The following is a 25,302-nucleotide window of genomic DNA, read 5'->3' as shown; positions in this document are numbered from 1 at the left end:
CCGGCGGGGACCGGCGGGCGGGCGCGGGCCGGGGGCCGGGAGCGGGGCGCGGTCAGCCGGTGCCGTCCAGGTGGCGTTCCAGGGACTCGACCTTGGTGGTCATGGCGTCGTGGGTGTCCCGGCGGACGTCTGCCTTCAGCACGAGGCTGACCCGCGGGGCCACCTCCGCGACGGCCTCGACGGCCCGCCGCACGACGTCCATCACCTCGTCCCACTCGCCTTCGAGCGTGGTGAACATGGCGTCGGTGCTGTTGGGCAGGCCGCTGTCACGGACCACCCGCACCGCGCGGGCGACCGGCTCGGACACGCCCTCGCCCACGCCGAGCGGGGTCACGGAGAAAGCAATGATCATTCACTCATTGTCCAGGCCGCCGATCGGCGCCGGGTAACCGGGGATGGGCGTGCGCGCCTTCCAGGGGGCGTGCACCAGCGGCGCGGGCACGCCGGCCAGCTCGGGGACGTGGCGCCGTACGTAGTCTCCCGCCGGGTCCAGCTTCATGGCCTGGCGCAGCGGGTTGAGCGTCCGGTTCGGCCGGGTGTCGTTGCCGGTGCCGGCGACCCACTGCCAGTTGCCCCAGTTGTTGGGAATGTCGGCGTCCAGCAGCAGGTCGGCGAAGTGGTCGCCGCCCACCCGCCAATGGATGCGCAGCCTCTTGGTCAGGTAGGAGCCGACGATCAGGCGGGCGCGGTTGTGCATCCACCCCTCGGCGCGGAGCTGGCGCATCCCGGCGTCGACGATGGGGATCCCGGTCACGCCCTCGCGCCACGCGTCGGCGGCGAGCTCGTCGTCGCGCCAGTCGACGTCCCGGGGCCGGTAGTCGCGCCGCGGCAGGTCGGGGAAGGCCAGGGCCACCTGGTAGTAGAAGTCGCGCCAGCAGAGCTGACGGACGAACTCCGGCCCGCCCGGGAGCCCCTCGGCCCGCGTCACCACCTCCAGCGGCGACACGCAGCCGAACCGCAGGTACGGGCTGAGCATCGACGTCCCGTCCTCACCCAGATCGTCGTGGGCGTCGGGGTAGTCGGCCAGGCACAGCTTGAGCCACAGCTCCAGCCGCCGCCGCGCGGCCGTCTCCCCGCCGGGCGGGTTCCCGTGCGGCCTGCGCGGCACCTCGGGCAGCTCTCCGGGGTCGACGCCCTCGGGCAGGGGGACGAAGGAAGGCGCGGGGAGCACCAGCCGCCGCTCGGCCCCCGACCACACCCGCCAGTAGGGCGTGAACACCCGGTAGTGGTCTCCCCCGAGCGGCGTCAGCTCGCCGGCCGGGACGACGGTGAGCCCGGGGAACGTGCGGAACTCCAGGCGCCGCTCGCCGCACGCGGAGGCGAAGCGCCGCTCGCGCCGCCGGGCGTAGGCGCTGACGTCGGCGGAGACCCAGATCGCCTGGGCCCGCACCTCCCACGCCAGCTTCACCGCCTCGGCCACCGGGTCGCCCCGGCGCACCACCAGGTCCGCGCCGAGGTCGCGCAGCGTGGAGCGCAGATCATCCAGGGCCTCGGCGAGGAACCCGCCGCGGTGGTGCGGCGCTATGGCCTCGTCCACGACGAACAGCGGGACGACGGACCGGGCCCGCGCGCACGCCGTGGCCAGAGCGGGGTGGTCGTGAACCCGCAGATCTCGGGTGAACAGCACGATGACTGTGTCCACGTAGAGTTCTTCGGGCACTCCACGGCGCGCGGTTGCGTCCGGCCGTGGGGGGCCGCCCGAAGGAGGGGGTGGGATGCCGCCCGGTACGGACGGCCCCCGCCATCGCCCTGCGCCTGCCAGGCTGTACGTCGGCCTCCCCCGTCGCCTCGACGGGGGGTGCGGAGGGCGCGGACCAGGAACGATCGGATGGATGATCACAGCGAGGTGACGGCCGGCGAGTCCGGCGACCCGGGCGACGACGGTCCGAGCTACGGCATCGGGGCGGTCGCTCGCCGGCTCGGCGTCCCCGCGCCCACCCTGCGAACCTGGAACCTGCGCTACGGCATCGGGCCGAGCCGTCGCAGCCCCGGCGGGCACCGGCGCTACGACGCCGCCGATCTCGTGCGCCTTGAGACGATGAACCGGCTGATCAAGGCCGGTCTGCCGCCCGCCGAGGCGGCGCAGGCGGCCCTCAACACCCGGGGCGCGGCGGCCCCCCTGCCGGAGGTGGGCGCCGGCACCCCCGCGCGCGTGGCGAGCAGCGCCGTCCTGGCCAGGGCCGCGCTCAACCTCGACGCGGTGGCGGTGGTCGAGCACCTGGACGCGGCGCTGGCCGCGCACGGGGTCGCCTGGACGTGGGAGCGGCTGGCCCTGCCGGTGCTCGACGCGATCTGCCGGCGCCAGGAGACCACGGGCGCGGGCGTGGAGATCGAGCACCTGTTCTCCGAGCGGCTGCTCTCGGCGCTGAGCCGGCTCACCGGCCGCCCCGCCGACCCCGCCCACCCGCGCCCGGTGCTGCTGGCGTGCGCCGAGGACGACCAGCACAGCCTGCCGGTGTACGCGCTGGCCGCCACGCTCACCTCCGCGCACCGCCTGGAGACGCGGGTGCTCGGCCCGCGCACGCCGTACTCGGCGCTCGGGGACGCCATGCGGCGCCTCGGCCCGGTTGCGGTCTTCGTCTGGTCGCAACTGGAGGCGACCGGCGACCCTGCGCCGCTCCAGCGGCTGCCGGTGCTGCGCCCGGCGAGCCGGATCGTCCTCGGCGGCCCCGGCTGGGGCGACCGGCGCCCGCCGGCCGGGGTCGCGCGCGCGCACTCGCTGGCCGACGCCGTCACGCAGGTGCTGGCCGCGCTCGGCTAGCGCGTCCCCGTCCCCACCCGGTCGCGCCACCGTTTCCGCCGTGCCGCGCGAGCGGCCCGTCAGCGCGCCGCCGGGCCTGTTCGCGGTCTCGCCCGCATGCCATCGCGACGTCGATCTCTTTGGGGAAGGCCTGTCCCGGATTTGGGCCGACCGGGTTGCGCCACGCCGTTCGACTTCGCTATGAATAGGTTTTGAATAAGTTTTCTGCCGGAGGAGGCTCCCATGGAGAGCACGCTCGGCACCCGGCTTGCCGAGGGCCACGAAGACGCCCTCGCGGAGTGCTACCAGACGTACGCGGCCCTGGTGGCGGGCTACCTGCGCAGGCTGGTGCCGCCTCAGGACATCGACGACGTGCGTCAGGTCGTGTTCTCGGAGGTGTGGCGCTCGGCCCACCGCTACGACCCCGGCCGCAGCTTGGAGGCGTGGCTGCTGGGCATCGCCCGCAAGCGGGCCATCGACCACCTGCGGGTGCGCACGCTCACGACCGTCCCGCTGGACAGCGTGGCCGAGCCCAGGGACGGCGACGGCCGCGACACCGCCGACGCTTTCGGCAGCCGCGACCAGCTCCGCCGGGCCCTCGCCATCCTGCCCGGTCCGCAGCGCGAGGCGATCGAGTTGGCCTACTACGGCGAGCTCACCCAGCGAGAGATCGCCGAGCGCCTCGACGTGCCGCTCGGCACCGTCAAGGCCCGCACGGCGCGCGGCCTGCGCAAGCTGTCGGCCGTCCTCTCGCGGACGGCCGCCTGACCTCCCGGCGGGCTCCCGGCCCGCCCCCGGGCGCTCGCGAGCGTGGCTCCCGCGCCCGTAACCCCCTGCTCCGCCACGGGTTCCGGAAAGGTATGCAAATCAACCGGTAGCCCGGTTATAGCGGTCGCATCCCGGGTCTTCGCGGTCCTGGTCCGCTAGGCTCGCCGCTGTCCTGCCGTGTCTCCTCGCCGGGGAATTCTGCGGGCCGGGCGCGGCTTCCACGACCGAAGGAGCACAGATGAGGACGGGACTTTCCGTCCGCGCGTCGCTGGCCGCTCTCGCCACGGTGCTCGCCCTCGCCGCCTGCGGCTCGGGCACCGAAGCGCCCCGGCCCGCCACCGGGGGTGGCCTGGAGAAGGCCGAGCTGACGATCGGCATCGTGCCGGTGCCGTCGTCCGCGCCGCTGTTCATCGCGCAGGAGAAGGGCTTCTTCCGGCAGGAGGGCCTGACCGTCGAGACCGAGACCATCCAGGCGCCGCAGGCCGTCATGCCGAAGATCCTCAACGGCAGCATGGACGCCTTCCTGACCAGCTACGTCTCACTGATCACCATCAGCGAGTCCGGTGCCGCCAAGCTGAAGATGCTCGCGCAGTCGCAGGAGGCCGCGCCCGGCGTCAACGGCGTCGTCGTCGCCGGCGACTCCCCGCTCAAGGACGTGAAGGACCTGCGGGGCAAGAAGATCGCGGTGAACGTGGTCAAGGCGCTCGGCGAAGTCAGCGTCAGCGCGCACCTGAAGGCCAACGGCCTGACCCCGGGGGACGTCAGCTTCGTGCCGGTGCCGTTCGCCGAGCACCTCACCCAGCTTCGGGCCGGCACCGTCGACGCGGCGTGGACCACCGAGCCCTACATCTCCGCGGCCAAGAAGGAGCTCGGCGCGCGCCTGCTCGTCGACACCCTGACCGGCCCCACCGAAGGGCTCCCGCTCGACGGCTGGGCCGCCACCGCCGACTGGGTCGCCAAGCATCCCAAGACCGCCGCCGCCTTCCAGCGGGCGATCGGCAAGGCGCAGCGCATCGCCGCGAGCGACCGCGCCGCGCTCGACAAGGTGATCCCCACCTTCACCCAGATCCCCGCCGAGGTGGCCGCCACCATGGCGCTGGGCCGGTTCTCCACCTCGCTCGACCCCTCCCGCGTCCAGCGCGTGGCCGACCTGTTGCAGGAGTTCCAGGTCACCAAGGGCAGGGCCGACGCCACCACCCTCGTGGCGACCTCCCCGCGGTGACCGGCCGAAGGGCACTTCGCGGCGCGCTCGGCGCCGCGGGGTTCCTTCTCCTGATGGAGGCCCTGGGCCGCGCGGGGGTGATCGACACCTACACGCTGCCGCTCGTGTCCTCCATCCTCGCCGGGGCGGCCGGGCTGCTCGCCGACCCCGGCTTCCTGGCCGGGGTGGGCGGCACGCTGTCGTCCTGCGCGGCCGGGCTGCTGCTCGCCTGCGCGCTGGCGGTGCCGTCCGGGCTGGTGATGGGCACCCTGCCCGCGGTCGACCGTGCCGTACGTCCGCTGGTGGAGTTCCTGCGGCCGATCCCGTCGGTGGCGCTGCTGCCGCTGGCGATGTTCCTGTTCACCAGCGGGGAGCAGGGGAAGATCGCGCTGGTCGTCTACACGTGCTGCTGGCCGCTGCTGATCAACACGATGTACGGCATGCGGGACGTCGACCCGCTGGCCAAGGAGACGCTGCGCAGCTTCGGGTTCGGGTCCCTCGACGTCGTGCGGCGGGTCTCGCTGCCGAGCGCGGCGCCGTTCATCGCGACCGGCGTGCGCATCGCGGCGTCGGTCGCGCTCATCGTCGCGGTGAGCGTGGAACTGGTCGCGGGCGGCGACGGCATCGGGACCTTCGTGAGCGACGCCGCCGCGGGCAACCGACGCGACCTCATGATCGCTGCCACGCTGTGGACCGGCGTGATCGGCCTGCTCGTCAACACCCTGCTCGCCGCCACGGAGCGCCGCGCCTTCCGCTGGCACCACACGCGCTCGTCTCAGGAAACCCCGTGACCCGCCCCGCCGGCCGCCCGCGGCGGCCCATCTCTCGGGTGAACCGCCCCGTGCGCCCCGACCGGACTGGCGCCGCGCGGCGGGTCGCCTCGCGGGCGGCCGGGCTGTGGATCGTGCCGGTGGCGCTGCTGGCGTGGGAGGCGGCGACCCGGGTGGCCGCGGCCGTCTACTTCCCGCCGCCGTCGCTGATCGTGGTACACCTGCACGAGCTGTGGTTCTCCGGCCCCGCCGGCCGGGCGTTCCTCACCGAGGACGCCGTCGACCACCTGCTGCCGAGCCTGGCCCGCGTGGTGGTGGCCTGGGTGGCGGCGTGCGTCGCCGCCGTCGCGCTCGGCGTGCTGCTGGGCCGCTCCCGCCTGCTGGGCGACGTCACCGAGCCGCTGATCCACTTCTTCCGTTCGGTGCCGCCGCCGCTGCTCATCCCGATCTTCATGACCATGACCGGCGTCGGCACGCCGCTCCAGATCACGGCGATCGTCTTCGGCGTGGTGTGGCCGGTCCTGCTCAACTCCCTGGACGGGGCCCGCCACGTGGACCGGCGGTACCTGGACACGTGCCAGGCGTTCGGCCTGTCCAGGACCATCCGGCTCACGAGGGTCATCCTGCCGGCCGCCGCCCCGAAGATCTTCGCCGGCCTGCGGCTCAGCATCGGCCTGGCCCTGATCATGATGATCATCTCCGAGTACATCGGCAGCACCGAGGGCGTCGGCTACCGCATGCTCGTCGCCCAAGGACAGGTCGACATCCCCTCCATGTGGACCGCCATCGTCATCCTCGGCCTCCTGGGCCTGCTCTTCAACGCCGCCTTCCTCCACGTCGAACGCCGAGCCCTCGCCTGGCACAGCGGCGCCCACGACACTCCCTGACGCGCACCGGCTCCCCGCCGCACCCGGCGCCGCCCTCACCGCCCCCACGACCCGCCGCACCGGCGCCGTCTAAGCGATTCCACAGCGGAGCGGCGGGGGAACGACCCGCCGCACAGGCTTCCCAGCCACCCACACAGGGCCACCCCACCTCCACCGACGACCCACTGAGGTTTCGAGGCGGGGGCGTGGTCAGGGGTGGGGGCGGAGGATCGCCAGGGAGGTGGGGGGGAGGGTGAGGCCGGGGGTTCGGGTGATCTCGGGGGTGGAGGCCAGGAGGAGGTCGGCCGGGGGGAAGGGGATGGTGACGGGGGTGTCGCCGAGGTTGGCCACGACCCTCAGGGCGCCTCGGTGCAGGACGATCCAGCGGGACCGTTCGTCGAAGTCGGCCGCGACGCGGTCGAGGCGGGGGTCGGCGAGGTCGGGGTGGGCCTTGCGCAGGGCGATGAGGTCGCGGTACCAGCGCAGGAGCTCCTCGTGGCCCGGGGAGGACGGCTCGTCCCAGTCGAGCTTGGAGCGGTGGAAGGTGGCGTCGTCGGAGGGGTCGGGCGCCATGGCGCTCCAGTCGTCGTAGCCGAAGTCGGCGAACTCCCGCTGCCGCCGCTCGGCCTCGCCCTGCTTGAGGTGCGGCTCGACGTGGTCGGTGAAGAACAGGAAGGGCGAGCCGGCCCCCCACTCCTCGCCCATGAACAGCATGGGGGTGAACGGCGAGGTCAGCAGCAGGCCCGCACCGATCTTGAGCTGCTCGGGCGGGATGCGGTCGCCGGCCGCGCGGTTGCCGATCTGGTCGTGGTTCTGCAGGCAGCAGACGAAGCGGTGCCCGGGCACGGTGCGGCGGTCGACCGGGCGGCCGTGGGTGCGCGCGCGGAAGGTGGAGTACGTGCCGTCGTGCAGGTAGGCCGAGGTGAACACCTTGGCCAGCACCTCCATCGACCCGAAGTCGCAGTAGTAGCCGTGCCGCTCCCCCGTCACCGCCGAGTGCAGGGCGTGGTGCACGTCGTCGTTCCACGCCGCCGCCAGGCCGTAGCCCCCGGCCTCGCGCGGGGTGACCAGGCGCGGGTCGTTGAGGTCGGACTCGGCGATCAGCGTCAGCGGCCGGCCCACGGCGGCCGAGAGGGCGTCGACCTCGACCGCCAGTTCCTCCAGGAAGTGCACCGCACGGCTGTCGACCAGCGCGTGCACGGCGTCCAGGCGCAGCCCGTCGATGTGGTAGTCGCGCAGCCACTGCACGGCGTTGCCGACGAAGTACCGGCGCACCTCGTCGGAGTCCCGGCCGTCGAGGTTGACGGCCTGGCCCCAGAACGACGCCGCCGACTCGTTGAAGTAGGGGCCGAAGGGGGCCAGGAAGTTGCCCGACGGCCCCAGGTGGTTGTAGACGACGTCCAGCAGCACGCCGACGCCGGCCCGGTGGCAGGCGTCGACGAAACGCTTGAGCCCGTCGGGGCCGCCGTACTCCTCGTGCACCGCGTACAGGTCGACGCCGTCGTAGCCCCAGTTGTGGCGGCCGGGCACCGGCGGCACGGGGAGCAGCTCCACGAAGTCGACGCCCAGCTCCACCAGGTGCCCGAGCCGGGCCGCGGCGGCGTCGAACGTGCCCTCCTTGGTGAAGGCGCCGACGTGCAGCTCGTAGATCACCGAGCCGGGCAGGGCGCGCCCGCGCCACGCCTGGTCGCCCCAGGCGAAGCGGTCGTGGTCGTAGACGCGGCTCGGCCCGAAGATGCCCTCCGGCTGCCAGCGTGTCCTGGGGTCGGGGAGGGGATCCCCTCCGTCGAGGCTGAAGGCGTAGTCGGTGCCGTGCCCGGCCCCGGGCACCTCCGCCGACCACCACCCGTCGCCACGGGGGGTCATCTCATGACGGCGCGCCCTGTCGATCTCGACGTCGACGCGGCCGGCGGCCGGTGCCCACACCTCGAACATGTCTCTCCCCGAAGTACCCCTGAACGTGACGAACGCGACGAGTGACCGCGCCGGCTATCCCCTTTCCAGCATGGCGACGGGATAACGCGCGAGCAGGTGCCCGAGCGGGATGCGCCCGGTGTGCACCGTCTCGGTGAGCAGCTCGTGCCACCGGCCGTGGGGCAGGGTGAGGGTCTCGGCGCCCCAGCCGCCGCGCCGTTCGAGGCCTGCCGGCAGCCGCGTGGCGACCGCGACCGCCCGGTCGCCCCGGGCGAAGGCGACGGCGTGCTCGCCGGCCACGCCGGTGGACCGGGTGTCGAGCGGCACGTACGGCAGCGCGGGATCGAGCCGGGCGCGCAGCCGCAGCGCCGTGGTGGTGACCCGCATCTTGTCGGCGTCCCAGCTCCCGCCGCGCGGGTGGGCGAGCAGCGAGCGGCGGTAGGCGAAGTCCACCGGGCGGCGGTTGTCCGGGTCGACCAGGGAGAAGTCGGTCGTCTCGCTGCCCTGGTAGACGTCGGGGACGCCCGGCATCAGGATCTGCACCAGCTTCTGGCCGAGGGAGTTCACCCGGGCGTAGCGGTCGACGCGCTCGGTGAACGCGGCGACGGACGGGCCGCAGGTGTTGATCGCCTCGGCGGCGAAGTCGCGCAGCCCCCGCTCGTACGCCGGGTCGGGGTTGATCCACGAGATGGAGGTCTTGGCCTCCCTGGCCGCCTTGTGCAGGTAGTCGGTGAAGCGCTCCACGCTGATCGGCCAGGCGGCCATGAGGTTCTGCCACGCGAGGTAGTCGAGCCGGGGGTCGAAGGACGCCAGCGCCGACCACTCCGCGACCGCCTCGGCCCACTCGGCCGGAAGCTCCGACAGCACGGCCAGGCGCGCGCGAACGTCCTCCGAGCGCTTGGTGTCGTGGGTGGACAGCGTGGTCATCGTGGAGGGCGGCAGCTCGGCGACGAAGGCGTGGAACTCCTCCGGCGAGACGCCGAAGCGGTCGGGCTCGCCGCCGACCTCGTTCAGGCACGACAGCGGGTACCAGCGGTACAGCGCGGTGTCCTCCACGCCCTTGGCCATGACGGGCCCGCAGTTCTGCTGGAAGCGGGTGACGGTCTCGGCCGGGCCGTGCAGCACGAGGTCGGCCGCGCGCCGGACGGCGTCGGGGTCGGCGCGACCGGCGGCCACCTCGGCGGCCTCGCGGATCAGCCGGACGCTCTCGGCCGGCGGCTCCTCGCCGGGCACGACGTAGGCCCGGTAGACCGGCATGGCGGCGAGCAGCTCGGCCATCGCCGCGCGCAGCTCGGGGGCGTCCCTGGTGAGCCGGTCGAGCTCGCTGCCGAAGAACTGCGCGAGCACCTGCTTCTTGGCCTCGTAGACGACGACGTCGTAGTCGCCGGTGACCCCGGTGTGCTTGACGAAGGTGTCGATCAGCCGCTCGGACCCCGCGGGGTCGACGAACAGCCGGGTCACCATGTTGAGCACCTCGTACCCGGTCGTGCCGTCGACCGGCCAGTCGGCGGGCAGCCGCTCCTCGCCGACGAGGATCTTCTCGGCCACCGTCCACACCGGCGCCCGCTCGCGCAGCCGGGCGAGGTAGCCGCGAGGGTCGGCCAGCCCGTCGGGGTGGTCGACGCGCAGGCCGGTGATCAGGCCCTCGGCGACCAGGGAGAGGATCAGCTCGTGCGTGGCGTCGAAGATCTCGGGGTCCTCGACCCTGAGCCCGATCAGCGACGAGACGTCGAAGAACCGCCGGTACCCCGGCCCGTTGCGCCACGGGACCAGCCGGTAGTGCTGCTCGCCGAGCCGGCCGCCGCTGCCCGGCCGCACCGGGAACTCGTGGTCGAAGTAGCGCACGACGTCGCCGTCGACCACCACCTCCGACTCGACGTCGGCGCCGTCGCCCAGCACCGGCATCGCCACCGTGCCGTCGGACCAGTCGATGTCGAAGTACCGCGCCGCGGGCGAGCCCGGGCCGTCCCTCAGCGCCTCCCACAGCCGCGGGTTGCCGGACTCCGGCACCGGAACGGTCATGTGGTTGGGCACGATGTCGGCCACGATGGGAAGCCCCATGGCCGCCAGCTCGCGCAGCCGCTCGATACCGCCGAACTCCGCCCGGACGCGGGTGTGGTCGGTGACGTCGTACCCGTGCTGGGACGACGGCGCCGCCTGCAGGATCGGCGAGAGGTACAGGTGGCTGACCCCCAGCTCGGCCAGGTAGGCGACGAGGCCGGCCGCCTGGGCGAACCCGAACTCGGGGGTGAGCTGGAGGCGGTAGGTGGCGGTGGGCCGGGTCGCGGGGACCGTCGCCGGTTCCACGGACGTCGCTGGCTTCACGGGTTCGGTCACGTAGGGGTCCCTTTCCGAAGGTCGGCCGGGCGGCGGGGCGCGCGGCTCCCCGCCGGAACGGAGCGGGCGCTCCGGCGGGGCCACATGCCCCGCCGGAGCAGGATCAGGCGCGCCGCAGCACGCGCACCGAACGGCCCGCCACCGGCACCTGCTCGCCCGGGCGGTAGAGCTGGGAGTCCACGAAGATCGGCTCGGCGGTGTCGATCTCGGGGAGCCAGGCGTCGCCGTACCCCTTGGGGATCGTGAAGGGGATGGTCTCGTGGTGAGCGTTGAACATCAGCAGGAACGAGTCGTCCACGATGCGCCGCCCGCGCCGGTCGGGCTCGGTGATGGCCTCGCCGTTCAGGAAGACGCACAGCGACTTGGCGTACCCGTTGTGCCAGTCGGCGTCCTCCATCTCGCCGCCGGAGGGGGTGAGCCAGGCGATGTCGGACAGCTCGTCGCCGGACCCGCGCACCGCGCGCCCGAAGAAGAACCGCCTGCGGCGGAACACCGGGTGGTCGCGGCGCAGCCGGGCGAGCCGCTGCGAGAACTCCAGCAGCAGCCAGTTCTCCCGGACGTCGGACCAGTCGACCCAGCTGATGTCGTTGTCCTGGCAGTAGGCGTTGTTGTTCCCGCGCTGCGTGCGGCCCAGCTCGTCGCCGTGCGACAGCATGGGCACGCCCTGGGACAGGAACAGCGTGGCCAGGAAGTTGCGCTTCTGCCGCTCGCGCAGGGTCTCCACCGCGTCGGACGCGGGCCCCTCCTCGCCGCAGTTCCACGACCGGTTGTCGTCGGTGCCGTCGCGGTTGCCCTCGCCGTTGGCCTCGTTGTGCTTGTTGTTGTAGGAGACCAGGTCGCGCAGGGTGAAGCCGTCGTGGCAGGTGACGAAGTTGATGGAGGCGGCCGGGCGTCGGCTGTCGTCCTGGTACAGGTCGCTGGAGCCGGTGAGCCGGGAGGCGAACTCCGGCAGCGCGGCCGGCTCGCCGCGCCACATGTCGCGGATCGTGTCGCGGTAGCGGCCGTTCCATTCGGTCCACCGGGGCGGGAAGTTGCCCACCTGGTAGCCGCCGGGGCCGACGTCCCACGGCTCGGCGATCAGCTTGACCTGGCTGAGCACGGGGTCCTGCTGGACGAGGTCGAAGAAGGCCGACAGCCGGTCGACCTCGTGCAGCTCGCGGGCCAGGGTGGCGGCGAGGTCGAAGCGGAAGCCGTCGACGTGCATCTCGATGACCCAGTAGCGCAGCGAGTCCATGATCATCTGCAGCGTGTGCGGCGAGCGCATGAGCAGGCTGTTGCCGGTGCCCGTGGTGTCCATGTAGTAGCGCTGGTCGTCGTCGACGAGCCGGTAGTAGGCCTCGTTGTCGATGCCGCGCATGCTGAGCGTCGGGCCCAGGTGGTTGCCCTCGGCCGTGTGGTTGTAGACGACGTCGAGGATGACCTCGATGTTGGCCTCGTGCAGGGCCTTGACCATCGCCTTGAACTCCAGCACCTGGCCGCCCAGCTCGCCGGAGCTGGAGTAGGCGTTGTGCGGGGCGAAGAACCCGATGGTGTTGTAGCCCCAGTAGTTGGTCAGGCCGCGCTGCTGCAGGGTGTCGTCGGTCACGAACTGGTGCACGGGCATCAATTCGACGGCCGTCACCCCGAGGCCGGTGAGGTGGTCGATGATCTCGGGGTGCCCCAGTGCCGCGTAGGTGCCCCTGATGCGCTCGGGGATGCGCGGGTGCTGGATGGTCAGGCCCCGCACGTGCGTCTCGTAGATCACCGTGTTGTGGTACGGCGTGGCCGGCGGGCGGTCGTGGCCCCAGCCGAAGAACGGGTTGACGACGACCGACTTCGGCACGAAGGCGGCGGAGTCCTCGTCGTTACGGCTGTCGGGCTCGCCGAAGTTGTAGCCGTACACGGCCTGGTCCCACTTGACGCCGCCCTCGATGGCCTTGGCGTAGGGATCGAGCAGCACCTTGGAGGGGTTGCAGCGCTGGCCCTGTGAGGGGTCGTACGGCCCGTGCACGCGGTAGCCGTACCGCTGCCCCGGGCCGACGCGCGGAAGGTAGCCGTGCCAGACGAACGCCTCGCACTCGGTGAGCGCGACGCGCTGCTCCCCGCCCTCGTCGTCGAAGAGGCAGAGCTCCACGCGCTCGCCGACCTCGGTGTAGAGCGCGAAGTTGGTGCCCGCGCCGTCGTACGTAGCCCCGAGCGGATAGGGGTCGCCGGGCCAAGTTTCGATCATGTCACCACCCGGATAAGGATTTGCCCCATGTTCCCGCGACCATGCGGCCGGGCGCAGCGGACTGGGGTCATTCACTCGCCGGCGTCGGACGGTGTGAACTCTCCAGCGTCTCGCCTCGCGCCGCGGGCGCGGGTGGCCGCCACCTACGGCGGCCGGTGTCAGGCTACTCGACACCACCGGCCACACCGGCCCCGGACACTCCCCGCGCCACCGTCACGGGCGCGCCGGACGGGCGGGCGAGGCGGGCGACCCGGCGGGCGCGGGCCGTCCGGCCGCGACCGAACCTTGACCGGCTCTTGACCGACGCGCCACCCGCGCTTGGGCGCCGCGGGGCGCCTGGCGGCCCCGATCGGAGGAGACTTGTCCGCGCAGTTCGGAGGAGCGCGACGGGCCCCCGGTACGGCTCCCGCCGTACCGGGCGGCGCCACCCCGTCGGGCTCAGGCCGCGCCCGCGGCCGGAGGCTCGCAGAAGTTGAGCAGGCCGTCGCCCTTGCACGTCGCGCAGGCCTGGCCGTCGTCGCCCGCGCCGTATCCCTCACAGGTGCAGCAGACGACCACCCGGTCGAAGCGGGGGTCTCGGTAGGTGTGCCGGGTGCGGTGCCGGGCGATGACCCAGCCCTGCACCCAGGCGAATCCGTCGATCTCGGCGAACGCGGCGTCGCTGAGCCGCCAGGGGCGGGTCACGGTCTGCTCGCGTATCAGGGTCCACAGTCCGATCCCGGCCCCGGCGAGGCGTACGTTCATCGGGGATCGTCTCCTCTCGGCTTTCGCTCCCCCGTCTGATCTCCTCCCGGCCGGCCCGCCGCCCCCCGCCGCGGCCCGTCCGGGCACGGCGCCGCGCGCGGTGCCGCCGGCCGCGCGCCGCTCGCCGCGCGGCTGCCCGTCCCCGGCACGGCCGCCGTTCGCTTGGGACTCCGATGGTGTTAGGGGCCGACGCCTTGCTCGGTTAGGGGCTAACCTTCTGTTTACCCTGGTTCGTGCCAAGAGCAACCGCCAATGGCAATTGCCACAAGACTCTGTCGGCGAGGTATACCTGGGACGATCCGCGCGGACGCAATACTCTTGCGTTGACAGCGCGCCGACGCTGGACCCGAAGCACGTGGCGGCGCCGCGTCAGGAAGAGGTGAGCGCCGATGGCCGGGGCCAATCCGACCCTGCGGCGCCGCCAGCTCGCCACCCGCCTGCGCGAACTTCGCAAGGTCGCGGGGCTGAGCATCGAGGAGGCCGCGAACCGGCTCGAATGCTCCCCGGCCAAGATCAGCCGCATCGAGACCGCCCACCGCGGCGTGATCCCCCGTGACGTGCGCGACCTGTGCCACATCTACGGGGTGGGCCAGGCGGACGCCGAGGCGCTGATGACCATGGCGAGGGAGGCCCGCCGGCCCGGGTGGTGGCAGCAGTACGAGGACCTCGACCTCGACCCCTACATCGGCCTGGAGGGCGAGGCGTCGTCGATCACGATGTACGAGACGACCACCATCCCCAGCCTCCTGCAGACCGAGGACTACGCCCGGGAGGTCATCCGCGGCTGCCTTCCCCGCATCAAGCAGGAGGTGCTGGAGGAACGCGTGGACGCCCGGCTGAAGCGCCAGCGCCTGCTCATGCAGAGCGAGCCGCCGCAGTGCGCGGTGCTGCTGGACGAGTCGGTGCTGCACCGGCACGTCGGGGGCCGGGCGGTGATGGGCGCCGCGCTCGAACGCGTCGTCGAGCTCTCGGCGCTCGCGCACGTGACCGTGCAGGTGATCCCCTTCACCGTCGGCGCGCACATCGGCTTCGACAGCATGTTCATCATGCTGGAGTTCCCCGACAACATGGTTCCGGACACCGTCTACGTCGAGTCCCTGATGGGCGACTTCTACCTCGAGAAGCCTCGTGAACTGGAACGTTTCAGAGAGGTCATCACGCATCTGCGCGCCGTCGCGCTCGACCAGCCCGGCTCGGTCGCGCTCATCGGCGAGATGAGCAGGACATACGCCGTCTAGCCCCCGCTCCCGCGCCGTCCGCGCACCGGCGGCCGTAAACAGGACACCGATGGTCTATGTCCATTGATCCAGACGTCTGACACGATAACGGCGTGCATGTGGGCCGGCCTCTTCTGCGCGCGCTGCGCGCCGCGGTCTTCGCGGCGGCGTGCGTGCCGACGTCGGCCTCGCTGCACGTGCTCGCGGGCGGAGCCGAGGTGCGCACCGGCGTCCTGGCTCTGGCGCTCGCGCTGGCCTGGGCCGGCGCGTACGCGCTCGGCGGGCGCCGGCGCGGGCGGGCGGTGCTGCTGGCGGCCTGCTTCGCGGCGCAGTACGGCGCGCACCACCTGTTCACCGCCGGCGCGGCGCCCGCCCCCTCGCTCACCGAGCCGTCCCTCCCGCTGCCCGCCGGGCACACGCACGGCAGCGCGCTCGGGATGCTGGTGATCCACACCGTGGTCGCGCTCGGGTCGAGCTGGTGGCTGGAGCGCGGCGAATCGGCGCTGGCGACCCTGCTCCACCTGGCCGTCACCTCGGTCACCGGGCTCTGGCGCCTGGTGGCCGGCCTGCTCGCGCCCTCGCTCGTGGCCGAGCGCACCGTCCGGCTCGTCCCGTGGGCCGGCGCGGTGCGCCTGGCGCACGCGTCGCTCGCGGTCGTGGTCTCGCGGCGCGGGCCGCCCGCGGCGTCTCCGTTCACAGGTCGGGCCTGAGGGCCCGACGTCCGGCCGGGCGCGCACGCCCGGCCCGAGGCCCTGGCCGATCCGGCCCCGGCCTTCGCCGCCGTGGCCGTGAGACGACCGGCCCGGCGGGTCGACACCCGGCGGAGCGCCGCGTGCCCTCGCGCACCCCGCGCTCCCCTCGTGAAACGGAGCACGCCGATGACCTCATCTGTCGATGTCCAGCCTGCCGCGCAGGCGCCCGAACCCCCTCCCGCCCGGCGGGGCACCTGGGGCGCGCTGCGCCCCGCGGTGCTGCGCCTGCACTTCTACGCGGGCGTCCTCATCGCCCCGTTCCTGCTCGTCGCCGCGTTCACCGGCCTGCTGTACGCGGCGTCCTTCCAGGTGGAGAACGTCGTCTACCGGCATGAGCTGACCGCTACCGCCGGGGGGACGGCGCTGCCGCTCGCGCGCCAGGTGGCCGCGGCGCGTGCGGCCCACCCCCAGGGCACCGTCACCGCCGTGCGCACGCCCGAGGAGCCGGGCCAGACGACCCGGGTCCTGCTGGCGGTGCCCGGCCTGGCCGAGAGCACCCAGCTCGCGGTCTTCGTCGACCCCGCCACCGCGCAGGTGCGCGGCTCGCTGGAGAGCTACGGAGGCTCCGGTGCCCTGCCCGTCCGCGCCTGGATCTCCAAGCTGCACCGCACCCTGCACCTGGGCGAGCCCGGGCGCGTCTACAGCGAGCTGGCGGCGAGCTGGCTGTGGGTGGTGGCCCTCGGCGGGCTGGTGCTGTGGCTGACCCGCCGGCGCCGTACGGGCGGGCGGCTGCGCGGCCTGTTCTGGCCCGGCCGCGCCGCGGGCGGCGGCCTGCGCCGGACGCTGCCCCGGCACGGCGCCCTGGGGCTGTGGGTCGCGGCCGGTCTGCTGTTCCTGTCGGCGACCGGGCTGACCTGGTCGAAGTACGCCGGTGAGAACGTGGGCGACCTGCGCACCGCGCTGGGCTGGTCGACGCCGTCGGTGTCCGCCGCCGGGGACCACGCCGCCCACTCCGGCGGGACTCACGCTCCCACCGGCGCGAGCGCCGACGCCGCCGTGGACGCCGTCGCCGGCGCGGCGGCGGCCAAGGGCCTGGCCGGACCGCTCGAAGTGGTCTGGCCGACCGAGGCCGGGGGCGCGTACGTGGTCAAGGAGATCGACAAGCAGTGGCCGATCCGGGGCGACCAGGTGGCGGTCGGCGCGGACGGCCGGGTCACCGACGAGCTGCGGTTCGCCGACCACCCGTTCGCCGCCAAGCTGACCCGCTTCGGCATCGACGCCCACATGGGACTGCTGTTCGGCCTGGCCAACCAGATCGCGCTGGCCGCGGTCGCCCTGGCGCTGATCACGCTCGTCCTGTACGGCTACCGCATGTGGTGGCAGCGCCGCCCCACCCGCGGGTTCGCCCGGCCGTACGAGCGCGGCGCCCTGCGCGGGACGCACCCGGGCGTGGTGGCGGTCCTGGCCGTCGTCGCGGCCGGGGTGGGCGTCTTCCTCCCGGTCCTGGGCGTCTCCCTGGCCGCCTTCCTGCTGCTCGACGTCCTGCTCGGCCTGCGCTCCCGGAGGGCGGCGCGCCCGGTCTCCTGACCCATGTCCGCAAATTGACCATGCGCTCTCCGTGACCGTGTTGACATGTCAGCAGGAGCTGCGATAAATGATCACCAGGAGCCCCCGCGCAGAGCTCTGACCTTCCACGGCCATCTCAGCGGGGGCTCCATGCCTATTTATCCGGCCCGATCACGTCGGTCGCGCCCCGCCAGAGGACGCGTTCCGACCAGCGGGGCGAGCCACGGCGTCGGTCCTCAGTGACATCAGGAGAGACGATGACGTCGCATAGCCCTACCGGGTACTCCGGCCTTCCGTGGAAGACCGCCAGCGCATGCAACAACGGAGCGTGCGTAGAGGTGGCCGAGCTTCCGCGCGGCGGCGTCGCGATCCGCGACAACAAGCACGACGGCGGGCCCGTCCTGGAATTCACCCTGGAGGAGTTCCGCAGCTTCGTCCTCGGCGTGAAGTCGGGCGAGTTCGACTACTGACCCGGCTCCCGGCCCGCACGGCCGGGTGACGGCGGCAGGGGTCCGGCCGTGCCGGGCTCCCGAACGAGACGGAGCGGCCTTCACTGAAGGCCGACGGTCGCGGACCTGGCGGGCGTTACGAGCGCCGAGCGGGTCCGCGGGAACGACGCTCCACCAAGATGCGTGACAGTGGGAACAACATGAAACGCAGCCGGGCGAACGGCGCCGGAGAGCTCCCGGCGCCGCTTCCGCACCCGGCGGCCCCGCCCCGCGCCCCGCGTTTCTGGAATCCCAGCACAGGTCTGTGCTGGTCGCGCGGCCGGATCCCCCGATAGGCTCGGCGCGACGCGCTTGGGCGGAGAGCTTTCGGAGGAGCGCATGGCAGGCGGGCCCGGGTTCGACGGGGTGACATGGCACGCGGCGTGCAACAACGGCAACTGCGTCGAGGTGGCCTTCCAGGACGGCTGGGTCGGCGTCCGCGACGGCAAGCAGGAGCGGGGGCCGATCCTGGCCTACACCGAGGCCGAGTGGGTCTCCTTCATCGAGGCCGCCAAGCAGGGCCGGTTCGATCTCGCCCGCCTGGAGCCCGGCGCGCGCTGACACCGTTCCTCAATCGTCACCGCGCCGTACGCCGATCCGGCCCATCCAGGGGTTGTTTGCGGCCAAGATTGCGGGTAGCCCGCAGTCCTTCAGCCCGAACATCCCCCCGGAGGCTTCACGATGGGCGGTTTCAAGAAGTTCCTCATGCGCGGCAACCTCGTCGAGCTGGCGGTCGCCGTGGTCATCGGAGCCACGTTCAGCGGGCTCGTGCAGGCGCTGGTCGCCGACCTGATCACGCCGTTGATCGGGGCGATCACCGGCGGCAGGGAGCCCGACTTCAGCAAGTACACCTTCAGCGTGAACGGCTCGGTGTTCAAGTACGGCGACTTCGTCAACCACCTGCTGACCTTCCTCATCATCGCCGCGGTGGTCTACTGGCTGGTCGTCATGCCGATGACCCGGCTGGTCTCCTACTTCGACCGCAACCAGAAGAGCACCGAGAAGCAGTGCCCGGAGTGCCTCAGCGACATCCCGCTGGAGGCCCGCCGCTGTGCCTTCTGCACCGCCGAGCTGACCGTCGTCCCGGCCGACCAGCGCCCACCCGCCTGAGGCGAACGGCCCTGCGGTGAGACCCGGATCACGCTTCCCGGCGAGAAGATCGGAATAGCCGCTGGTCAGCCGGGGTTGTCCGAATTGTGAGTGATGCGATTCGCGGGGTCGCCCGTGGTGAGTCCGCCGTACCCCTGTCCATCCTGGACCTCGCGACCGTCGGGGCCGGGGACACTCCGGCCGACGCGCTGCGGACCACCACCGAGCTGGCGCGGCGCGCCGAGGGGTGGGGGTACCACCGGTTCTGGGTGGCCGAGCATCACGGGATGCCGAGCGTCGCCAGCTCGTCCCCGGCCGTGATCCTCGCCCACCTCGGCGCGAGCACGAGCAGCATCCGCCTCGGGTCAGGCGGCGTGATGCTGCCCAACCACCCGCCCCTGGTGGTCGCCGAGCAGTTCGGCACCCTGCACGCCCTGCACCCCGGGCGCATCGACCTCGGGCTCGGCCGCGCCCCGGGCACCGACCAGGCGACGGCAAGGGCGCTGCGCCGCTCGGCAACCCCGGCCGCCGACGACTTCCCCCAGCAGCTCGCCGAGCTGACCGCCTTCCTGGACGACGCCTACCCGCCCGGCCACGCCTACGAGCGCATCCGGGCCATCCCCGGGGAGGCCGCGGCCCCGGGGTCGGGGCGCCCGCCGATCTGGCTGCTCGGGTCGAGCGGTTTCAGCGCGCAGCTCGCCGGGCTGCTCGGCCTGCCGTTCGCGTTCGCCCACCACTTCAGCGCGCAGAACACGCTGCCCGCCCTCGACCTCTACCGCTCCACCTTCCAGCCGTCGGACGTGCTGGAGAAGCCCTACGCCATGATCGGCGTCTCCGCGGTGGCCGCCGACACCCGCGAGGAGGCCCTGCGCCGGGCGCGCACCAGCGCGCTGGGCATGCTGCGGCTGCGGCGCGGCGAGCCGGCGCCCCTGCCCACCCCCGAAGAGGCCGAGAGCTATCCCTACAGCGAGTTCGAGGAGGCGTTCGTCCGCGACTGGCTGGCGAACGTCGTGTACGGCGACCCGTCCGGGGTGCGCTCGGGACTGGAGGAGCTGCGCGAGCGCACCGGCGCCGACGAGCTCATGATCACCACCGGCGTGCACGGGGGCGCGGCCCGGCTGCGCTCGTTCGAGCTGATCGCCCAGGCGTACGGCATGGTCCCGGCGGCGGCGGACGGCTCGCCCGGCCGGTGACGGGGACGTCTCCAGGTAACGAATAGGGAACGGCGGCGCGTGGCCGGGCCCGGGCGGCCGGGCCGGTTACCACACGCGACCGCAGGCCGACGGCCCGCTCGGGGCACTCGGGCCACCCCTCGCTGACAGCGTGGAGCCCCTCCGTCACGAGCAATCTGTCAGTGAGCCCTTTCTTCGCATGGAATATGTCCGTAGCATCGCCTCCAGATCGGCGTGGAACATTTACCGGAAACATCTGTTGACACGCAAGAAACACTGTTATTGTAATGGGAGCGCTCCCACGCCTTCGCGATTTGCCTTGAAAGCGGAGGAAGCCGGATGGCTGACCAGCCCACGCTTGCCCAGGTAGCAGCCGAAGCAGGGGTCTCCCCCGCGACGGCATCACGAGTACTCACCGGATCCGTCCGCGTGAGCACCTCAACCCGTCGCCAGGTTCATGACGCCATGTCCCGCCTGGGTTACGTGCGTCACCGCGCACCCCGGGGGACCTCCAGCAGGAGGTCCGACCAGATGGTGGCGGCGGTTGTGTGCGAGCACACCCAGCGCATGTTCGCCGAGCCGTTCTACTCACGACTGCTGTCGGCGGCCGACGAGGTGTTCACCGGGTACGGGATCCCGTTCGTCCTGATGACGGCGACGCCCGCGACGTCGACCATCGCCGCGCCACCGCTGGTGGCGGGCTCGTTCGACGGCATCTTCCTGGCCGGAGCCAGGGAGCGCCACCCACTGGCGGTCACGCTGGCCGCCTCGGGGATCGCGGTGCGCAGCGCCGGTCGGCCGCCGGACGGCGTCGACCTGCCCTTCGTCGACATGGACAACCGGGACGGCGCCCGCCAGGCGGCCGAGCACCTGCTGCTGTCCAACCGGCGCGCCATCACGGTGATCGCCGGGCCACCCACCCTGCCGGGCGCCCGTGACCGGCTGGAGGGCTTCCTGAGAACGCTGCACGCGGCCGGGATGCACGACGTCCCGGTGGCCTACGGCGACTTCACCCACGCCTCCGGCGCGCACGCCATGCAGTGGCTGCTGCAACGGTCGCCCCACCTCGACGCGGTGTTCGCCAGCTCCGACCCGATGGCGGCCGGAGCGATGCAGGCGCTGCGCCGGGCGGGACGCAGGGTCCCGGACGACGTGGCCGTGATCGGCTTCGACGACGCGCCGCTCGCCCGGCACACCTCCCCCGCGCTGACCACCGTGCGCCAGCCCGTGGAGGAGATGGCGGTGCTCGCGGCGAGGATGCTGCTCATGGCGATCACCTCCGACGAGGAGGTCCCGCACGGCAACCCGATCCTGCCCACGGAGCTGGTGGTCCGTGATTCAGCCTGAGGCGGGGGGGATGCAGGAAGGCGATGTGCTCACGCGCCGGTACCGGCTCGTGGAGCAGATCGCCTCCGGCGGAATGTCCGCGATCTGGCGCGCATTCGACCAGTCGCTGCACCGCACCGTGGCGATCAAGGTGCTGGACGGCCGCGTCGGCGAGGACGCCGGCGGCCGCGACCTCATCCGCAGGGAGGCGCGGGCCACCGCACGGCTCATCCACCCCGACGCCATCGAGGTGTACGACTACGGGGAGACGGTCACTGCCCGCGGGCGGCTCGCGGCCTACGTCGTGATGCGCCTGCTCGACGGGCGGCCGCTCTCGGAGCGGATCACCGAGGGCGGCCCCCTGCCGTGGCGGGAGGCCGCGGTCATCGGAGCGCGGGTGGCGCTGGTGCTCGCCGCCGCGCACCAGCGCGGCATCGTGCACCGTGACGTCACCGCCGAGAACGTCCTGCTCACCCCCGAGGGCGCCAAGCTGCTCGACTTCGGCATCGCTGCGTTCGTGGGCGAGCGGGTGGAGGAGTGGCTGGCGGACTTCGGCACGCCGCCGTACCTGGCCCCCGAGCGGCTGCACGGCGCCACCGTGCACCCGGCCGTCGACGTGTACGCGCTCGGGGTGCTGATGTTCGAGATGCTCACCGGCGCTCCCCCCTACCCCGAGATCACCTGGGAGGACGTCGAGGCGGCCCGGCGCACCGGCCCGCCGCCGGTTCCGAGCGGGGTGCCCGGCCTGCCTCAGGAGGTGGCCGCGCTGTGCGGCCGGTGCCTGGCACAGGACCCCGGCGACCGGCCGAGCGCCCAGCACGTCGCCGAGGTGCTCACCGACTCGATGGCGGCCCGGGCCCGCGCCGGCAGGGAGACGGCCAGGTGGATCCGGCGGGCCCGGATCACGTTCGTGGGCATCGCCGCGCTGGCCACGTGGACGGCGGCGCTGCTGTGGATCCAGCCGGAGGTCCCGCCCCCGACGGCGGTGGCGGTCACCGTCGCGCCCTCCCAGCCGGCGGGCGCCGCCGAGCCGCGAACGGGCGCGCAGTCCTCGGGCGCCGACGAGAAGCCGACGGGTGGGGCCACCACGGCACCCGAGAAGGACGACGCCTCGGACACCGGGACGGCACCGCAGGTCACTACCGCTCCGGAGGCCGGCCCGAAGCCCTCGCGCTCCTCCGGGTCCGTCGCCGAGGCCGACCGGCCGGGCACGCCGTCCACCCCGCCCGCCGCGACACCCGACCGCGAGATCGTCACCGCGGGCGGCCGGCCGCTGACGCTGACGCAGGCCGTCGGACGGTTCGACGCCGTGCTCGCGGAAGGCGAGGCGACGGGCCACATCCGCGACGACGTCGCACTGGACCTGCGGCATGTGGTCCACAACCTGATCCGGTCGGGGCACCGCGCCGGAGAGGTCGAGAACGTGCGCAGGAAGATCCACGACCGGGCCCGCGAGGGCGCCCTCACCCCCGAGATACAGGGTGAGCTGGAGCGACGCCTCGACCAGATCGGCGCCGCGCTCCGCGCAGGCACCTGACGGTGCGTACGAAGTGAGGCGGCGCGCCCAGGGGGCACGCCGCCTCACGCTTTTAATACCTGTTTAGTAGGAATTCCTTACTTCTCTATATTCTGCAGATAATCCATTTCGGGGTGTCTTTACCTTTTCTCAGGAAAGGTCTCGGCACGCGAAAGAGACGTCCTGACTCCCCGGTCCTGACTATGATCATGGTTGGGAAGCACGCCGGAAAACCCGCGGCATTCGCGACCGCCCGCCGCGGGCACCCTGACCACCGGGTGGGCCGGGTCGATGATGGGAGCGCTCCCAGGGTGGGCGAGGTCCCCCGCCGCCCACAAGCCGTCTCCCGCGAGTCGCGCCCGGCGCGCCAGGCGCCGCTCGCTCACCACGGCCGATCGCCCGGGCGCCGCCCCCGGGCCGCGCCACCCGGCATGAAACTTTCATCGCCGCCCGCCGGCGGTGATCCCCGGCGACGACCCGGAGGCCGTTCTCCGCCGGACGGGGCGCCCCGCACGGCCGGGCGTGGGATCACCCGGCGCCGCATTCCGCGAATTCGGCCCGATGGAGGCACGCTCCCATCGGCGGTTCTCCACCCCCCACCTCAGCGGCGTATATCGGTATCTGCCCGGTTATCAAATAGCTCGATGCATTTATTCGCACCACCCGATGGCGCACCGTCGGGAGCGCGCCCCCGCGCCACCCCTCCGGCCGTTCTCGCTGCTCAGAGGGGATATTTCTCCATTTAAGTGACGAAACTCGCCGTTAAAACGCTCCGCATGTCGCTGCCGATAAGTGCACGGATCATCAGTACGGTGGAATCCAACGCGCATGGCCGGAAATGCGCTTACCGCATAGCAATAGCGAAGCAAAGGACCGTTTTATGAAACATGCCACTCGTCCTCGCGTAAGACCGCGAGGACTCGTCCGCTCCCTGCTGGCGGCGGCGCTGCCGGCGGTGATCGCGCTCGGGGTCGTCGTGGCGACGCCGAACGCGGCCAGCGCGCAGACACCGGTGGGACTCGGCACGGCCACGACCTTCGCGGTCCTGGCGGGTTCCGCGGTCACCAACACCGGCCCTTCGGTCGTCACCGGAGACCTCGGGGTCAGCCCGGGCGCTTCGGTGACCGGCTTCCCGCCGGGCCTCGTCATCGGCGCCATCCACGCGGCGGACGCCGTCGCCACCCAGGCGCAGGCCGACCTGACCACCGCCTACAACGACGCGGCCTCCCGGACGCCGACCGGCACGGTGCCCACCGAGCTCGGCGGGACGACGCTGACCCACGGGGTCTACAACTCCGTCTCGGGCACCTTCCAGCTCACCGGGAACCTGACCCTGGACGCCCAGGGCGACCCGAACGCGGTCTTCATCTTCCAGACGGCGTCCACGCTGGTCACGGCGTCCGGCAGCACGGTGACGCTCATCAACGGCGCGCAGGCGTGCAACGTCTTCTGGCAGGTCGGCAGCTCCGCCACGCTCGGGACGAACTCCGGGTTCGTCGGCAACATCCTCGCGCTGACCTCGATCACCGTGACCACCGGCGCGACCGTGAACGGCCGCCTCCTGGCGCGCAACGGCGCGGTCACCCTCGACACGAACGTCGTCACGCGGGCCGACTGCCAGATCGTGCCGCCCAGCAGGGTGACCAGCACCACGGTCGTCTCCTCGAATCCCGTGGCGCTGGAGGGGACCCCGGTCACGTTCACCGCGCTGGTGACGGCCGCCAGCGGGGCCGTCCCGACGGGCTCGGTCCAGTTCACCAGCGACGGAGTCGTCATCGGCGTCGTGCCGGTGGACGGTACGGGCACCGCCGAGCTGACCGTCTCCAACCTGCCGGTGGGCCCGCACCAGATCGTCGCCACCTATCTGGGCTCGCCCACGCTCGACGCGAGCGCCTCGCCGCCGTTGCTGCAGGTCATCGTGCCGTTGGTCCCGCCAAGCAGGGTGACCAACACGACGGTGACCTCGTCGAGCCCCGTGGCGGAGCAGGGGACCCCGGTCACCTTCACCGCGGTGGTGACGTCGGTCGCGGGGGTCCCGGTGAACGGCTCGGTGCAGTTCACCAGCGACGGGGTCGTCATCGGCGTGGTGCCGCTCGACGCGAACGGGCGCGCCGTCCTGACCGTCGGCGACCTGCCGGTGGGGACACACCAGATCGTCGCCACCTACCTGGGCTCGGCCCAGTTCGACTCGAGCACCGCGACGCTGGTCCAGGTGATCCTGCAAGGCGTCGTCCCCGTGCCGCCCGACGGCAACGTGCCCGGCGAGATCGCCAAGATCAGAGCGGCCGAGATCAAGGCCGCCCCGGACGAGGAGTGTGAGGAGGACCGGGCTGAGGAGGACCGGGCGGAGGAGGCGCAGGTCCGCGACAAGGAGCGCGCCGCCAAGCACCGCAGGGAGAGCCGGCGTCACCACGAGGACAACAGCCGGCTGGTGACCGTCAGGACCCTGCGCACGATCTACGGGGTGTACGGGGACCGGGCGGGCGGGCACCGGGCCCACCACCACTCCTCCAGGGCTCACCACCACAGGGGGCACAAGAAGCACGGCGGCCATGGCGGGTACGGCCGTCACCGGGGACACCGTTCCTAGCGGTGTCCTCGCGCCGCCGGGTCCCGGGTGACTCCGGCGAAGACCTCGGCCGAGGGGCGCGACGGCCCGGGCCTGTCCGATGTGCTCGGACGGGCCC

The 25,302-nt window shown here is 72.6% G+C and carries 21 protein-coding genes; 15 read left to right on the top strand and 6 right to left on the bottom strand.

What is annotated here, in order from left to right:
• Window positions 1-52: 52 nt before the first annotated feature.
• Both PYR91_RS21855 and PYR91_RS21850 read right to left on the bottom strand, forming a co-directional pair.
• Window positions 53-352: an MTH1187 family thiamine-binding protein gene (locus PYR91_RS21855; RefSeq protein WP_279782293.1), complete on the bottom strand. Its 300-nt coding sequence runs from the start codon at window positions 350-352 to the stop codon at window positions 53-55.
• Window positions 353-1,642, bottom strand: coding sequence for a deoxyribodipyrimidine photo-lyase (locus PYR91_RS21850; RefSeq protein WP_279782292.1), 1,290 nt, complete (start codon window positions 1,640-1,642; stop codon window positions 353-355).
• A 186-nt stretch (window positions 1,643-1,828) separates the two neighbouring features.
• Between PYR91_RS21850 and PYR91_RS21845 the strand changes: the two genes are divergently transcribed.
• The 5 genes from PYR91_RS21845 to PYR91_RS21825 all read left to right on the top strand — a co-directional run bounded on the left by PYR91_RS21845 (window position 1,829) and on the right by PYR91_RS21825 (window position 6,366).
• Window positions 1,829-2,761 carry a MerR family transcriptional regulator gene (locus PYR91_RS21845; RefSeq protein WP_279782290.1) on the top strand — a complete coding sequence of 311 codons (933 nt, stop codon included), beginning with the start codon at window positions 1,829-1,831 and terminating at the stop codon, window positions 2,759-2,761.
• A 222-nt stretch (window positions 2,762-2,983) separates the two neighbouring features.
• Window positions 2,984-3,508, top strand: a complete 525-nt coding sequence (locus tag PYR91_RS21840; protein ID WP_279782288.1) for a sigma-70 family RNA polymerase sigma factor — start codon at window positions 2,984-2,986, stop codon at window positions 3,506-3,508.
• Between the two features lie 238 nt (window positions 3,509-3,746).
• A complete protein-coding gene (locus PYR91_RS21835) occupies window positions 3,747-4,730 on the top strand; it encodes an ABC transporter substrate-binding protein (RefSeq protein ID WP_279782286.1) in 984 nt (327 codons plus the stop codon).
• Window positions 4,727-5,500: an ABC transporter permease gene (locus PYR91_RS21830; protein WP_279782284.1), complete on the top strand. Its 774-nt coding sequence runs from the start codon at window positions 4,727-4,729 to the stop codon at window positions 5,498-5,500. The genes PYR91_RS21835 and PYR91_RS21830 overlap by 4 nt, the downstream gene beginning before the upstream one ends.
• A gap of 38 nt (window positions 5,501-5,538) precedes the next feature.
• Window positions 5,539-6,366: an ABC transporter permease subunit gene (locus tag PYR91_RS21825; protein WP_279782282.1), complete on the top strand. Its 828-nt coding sequence runs from the start codon at window positions 5,539-5,541 to the stop codon at window positions 6,364-6,366.
• A gap of 189 nt (window positions 6,367-6,555) precedes the next feature.
• Here PYR91_RS21825 and treZ read toward each other — a convergent pair whose 3' ends face one another.
• The 4 genes from treZ to PYR91_RS21805 form a co-directional block, all read right to left on the bottom strand.
• Complete coding sequence (gene treZ / locus PYR91_RS21820; protein WP_279782280.1) at window positions 6,556-8,280, bottom strand: malto-oligosyltrehalose trehalohydrolase; 1,725 nt, start codon at window positions 8,278-8,280, stop codon at window positions 6,556-6,558.
• 54 nt (window positions 8,281-8,334) lie between these two features.
• A complete protein-coding gene (treY, locus tag PYR91_RS21815) occupies window positions 8,335-10,596 on the bottom strand; it encodes a malto-oligosyltrehalose synthase (RefSeq protein ID WP_279782279.1) in 2,262 nt (753 codons plus the stop codon).
• Window positions 10,597-10,699: 103 nt separating this feature from the next.
• Window positions 10,700-12,805 (bottom strand): glycogen debranching protein GlgX, encoded by a 2,106-nt coding sequence (glgX, locus tag PYR91_RS21810; protein WP_279782277.1) that lies wholly within the window; start codon window positions 12,803-12,805, stop codon window positions 10,700-10,702.
• Between the two features lie 438 nt (window positions 12,806-13,243).
• Window positions 13,244-13,549, bottom strand: coding sequence for a hypothetical protein (locus tag PYR91_RS21805; protein ID WP_279782275.1), 306 nt, complete (start codon window positions 13,547-13,549; stop codon window positions 13,244-13,246).
• Between the two features lie 389 nt (window positions 13,550-13,938).
• Between PYR91_RS21805 and PYR91_RS21800 the strand changes: the two genes are divergently transcribed.
• From PYR91_RS21800 to PYR91_RS21755, 10 genes are all read left to right on the top strand, one after another.
• The gene (locus tag PYR91_RS21800; protein WP_279782273.1) at window positions 13,939-14,787 is read left to right on the top strand and encodes a helix-turn-helix transcriptional regulator; all 849 of its coding nucleotides are present in this window, start codon (window positions 13,939-13,941) and stop codon (window positions 14,785-14,787) included.
• Window positions 14,788-14,885: 98 nt separating this feature from the next.
• Window positions 14,886-15,476, top strand: coding sequence for a hypothetical protein (locus PYR91_RS21795; RefSeq protein ID WP_279782271.1), 591 nt, complete (start codon window positions 14,886-14,888; stop codon window positions 15,474-15,476).
• A gap of 168 nt (window positions 15,477-15,644) precedes the next feature.
• The gene (locus tag PYR91_RS21790) at window positions 15,645-17,045 is read left to right on the top strand and encodes a PepSY-associated TM helix domain-containing protein (protein ID WP_279782269.1); all 1,401 of its coding nucleotides are present in this window, start codon (window positions 15,645-15,647) and stop codon (window positions 17,043-17,045) included.
• 236 nt (window positions 17,046-17,281) lie between these two features.
• The gene (locus PYR91_RS21785; protein ID WP_279782268.1) at window positions 17,282-17,494 is read left to right on the top strand and encodes a DUF397 domain-containing protein; all 213 of its coding nucleotides are present in this window, start codon (window positions 17,282-17,284) and stop codon (window positions 17,492-17,494) included.
• Window positions 17,495-17,851: 357 nt separating this feature from the next.
• A complete protein-coding gene (locus tag PYR91_RS21780) occupies window positions 17,852-18,073 on the top strand; it encodes a DUF397 domain-containing protein (RefSeq protein WP_279782266.1) in 222 nt (73 codons plus the stop codon).
• Between the two features lie 120 nt (window positions 18,074-18,193).
• Entirely contained in the window at window positions 18,194-18,622 is a 429-nt protein-coding gene (mscL, locus tag PYR91_RS21775) for a large conductance mechanosensitive channel protein MscL (RefSeq protein WP_279782264.1), read from the top strand.
• Between the two features lie 86 nt (window positions 18,623-18,708).
• Complete coding sequence (locus tag PYR91_RS21770) at window positions 18,709-19,794, top strand: LLM class flavin-dependent oxidoreductase (RefSeq protein ID WP_279782262.1); 1,086 nt, start codon at window positions 18,709-18,711, stop codon at window positions 19,792-19,794.
• 318 nt (window positions 19,795-20,112) lie between these two features.
• Window positions 20,113-21,120, top strand: a complete 1,008-nt coding sequence (locus PYR91_RS21765) for a LacI family DNA-binding transcriptional regulator (protein WP_279782260.1) — start codon at window positions 20,113-20,115, stop codon at window positions 21,118-21,120.
• 10 nt (window positions 21,121-21,130) lie between these two features.
• Window positions 21,131-22,636, top strand: coding sequence for a serine/threonine-protein kinase (locus tag PYR91_RS21760; RefSeq protein ID WP_279782258.1), 1,506 nt, complete (start codon window positions 21,131-21,133; stop codon window positions 22,634-22,636).
• An 859-nt stretch (window positions 22,637-23,495) separates the two neighbouring features.
• The gene (locus PYR91_RS21755) at window positions 23,496-25,205 is read left to right on the top strand and encodes an ice-binding family protein (RefSeq protein ID WP_279782256.1); all 1,710 of its coding nucleotides are present in this window, start codon (window positions 23,496-23,498) and stop codon (window positions 25,203-25,205) included.
• The last annotated feature ends 97 nt before the right edge of the window (window positions 25,206-25,302 follow it).

Origin of the sequence: Sphaerisporangium sp. TRM90804 (assembly GCF_029846175.1) — a bacterium.
Classification (GTDB): domain Bacteria; phylum Actinomycetota; class Actinomycetes; order Streptosporangiales; family Streptosporangiaceae; genus Sphaerisporangium.
This window is presented reverse-complemented; position numbering and strand designations above follow the sequence as displayed.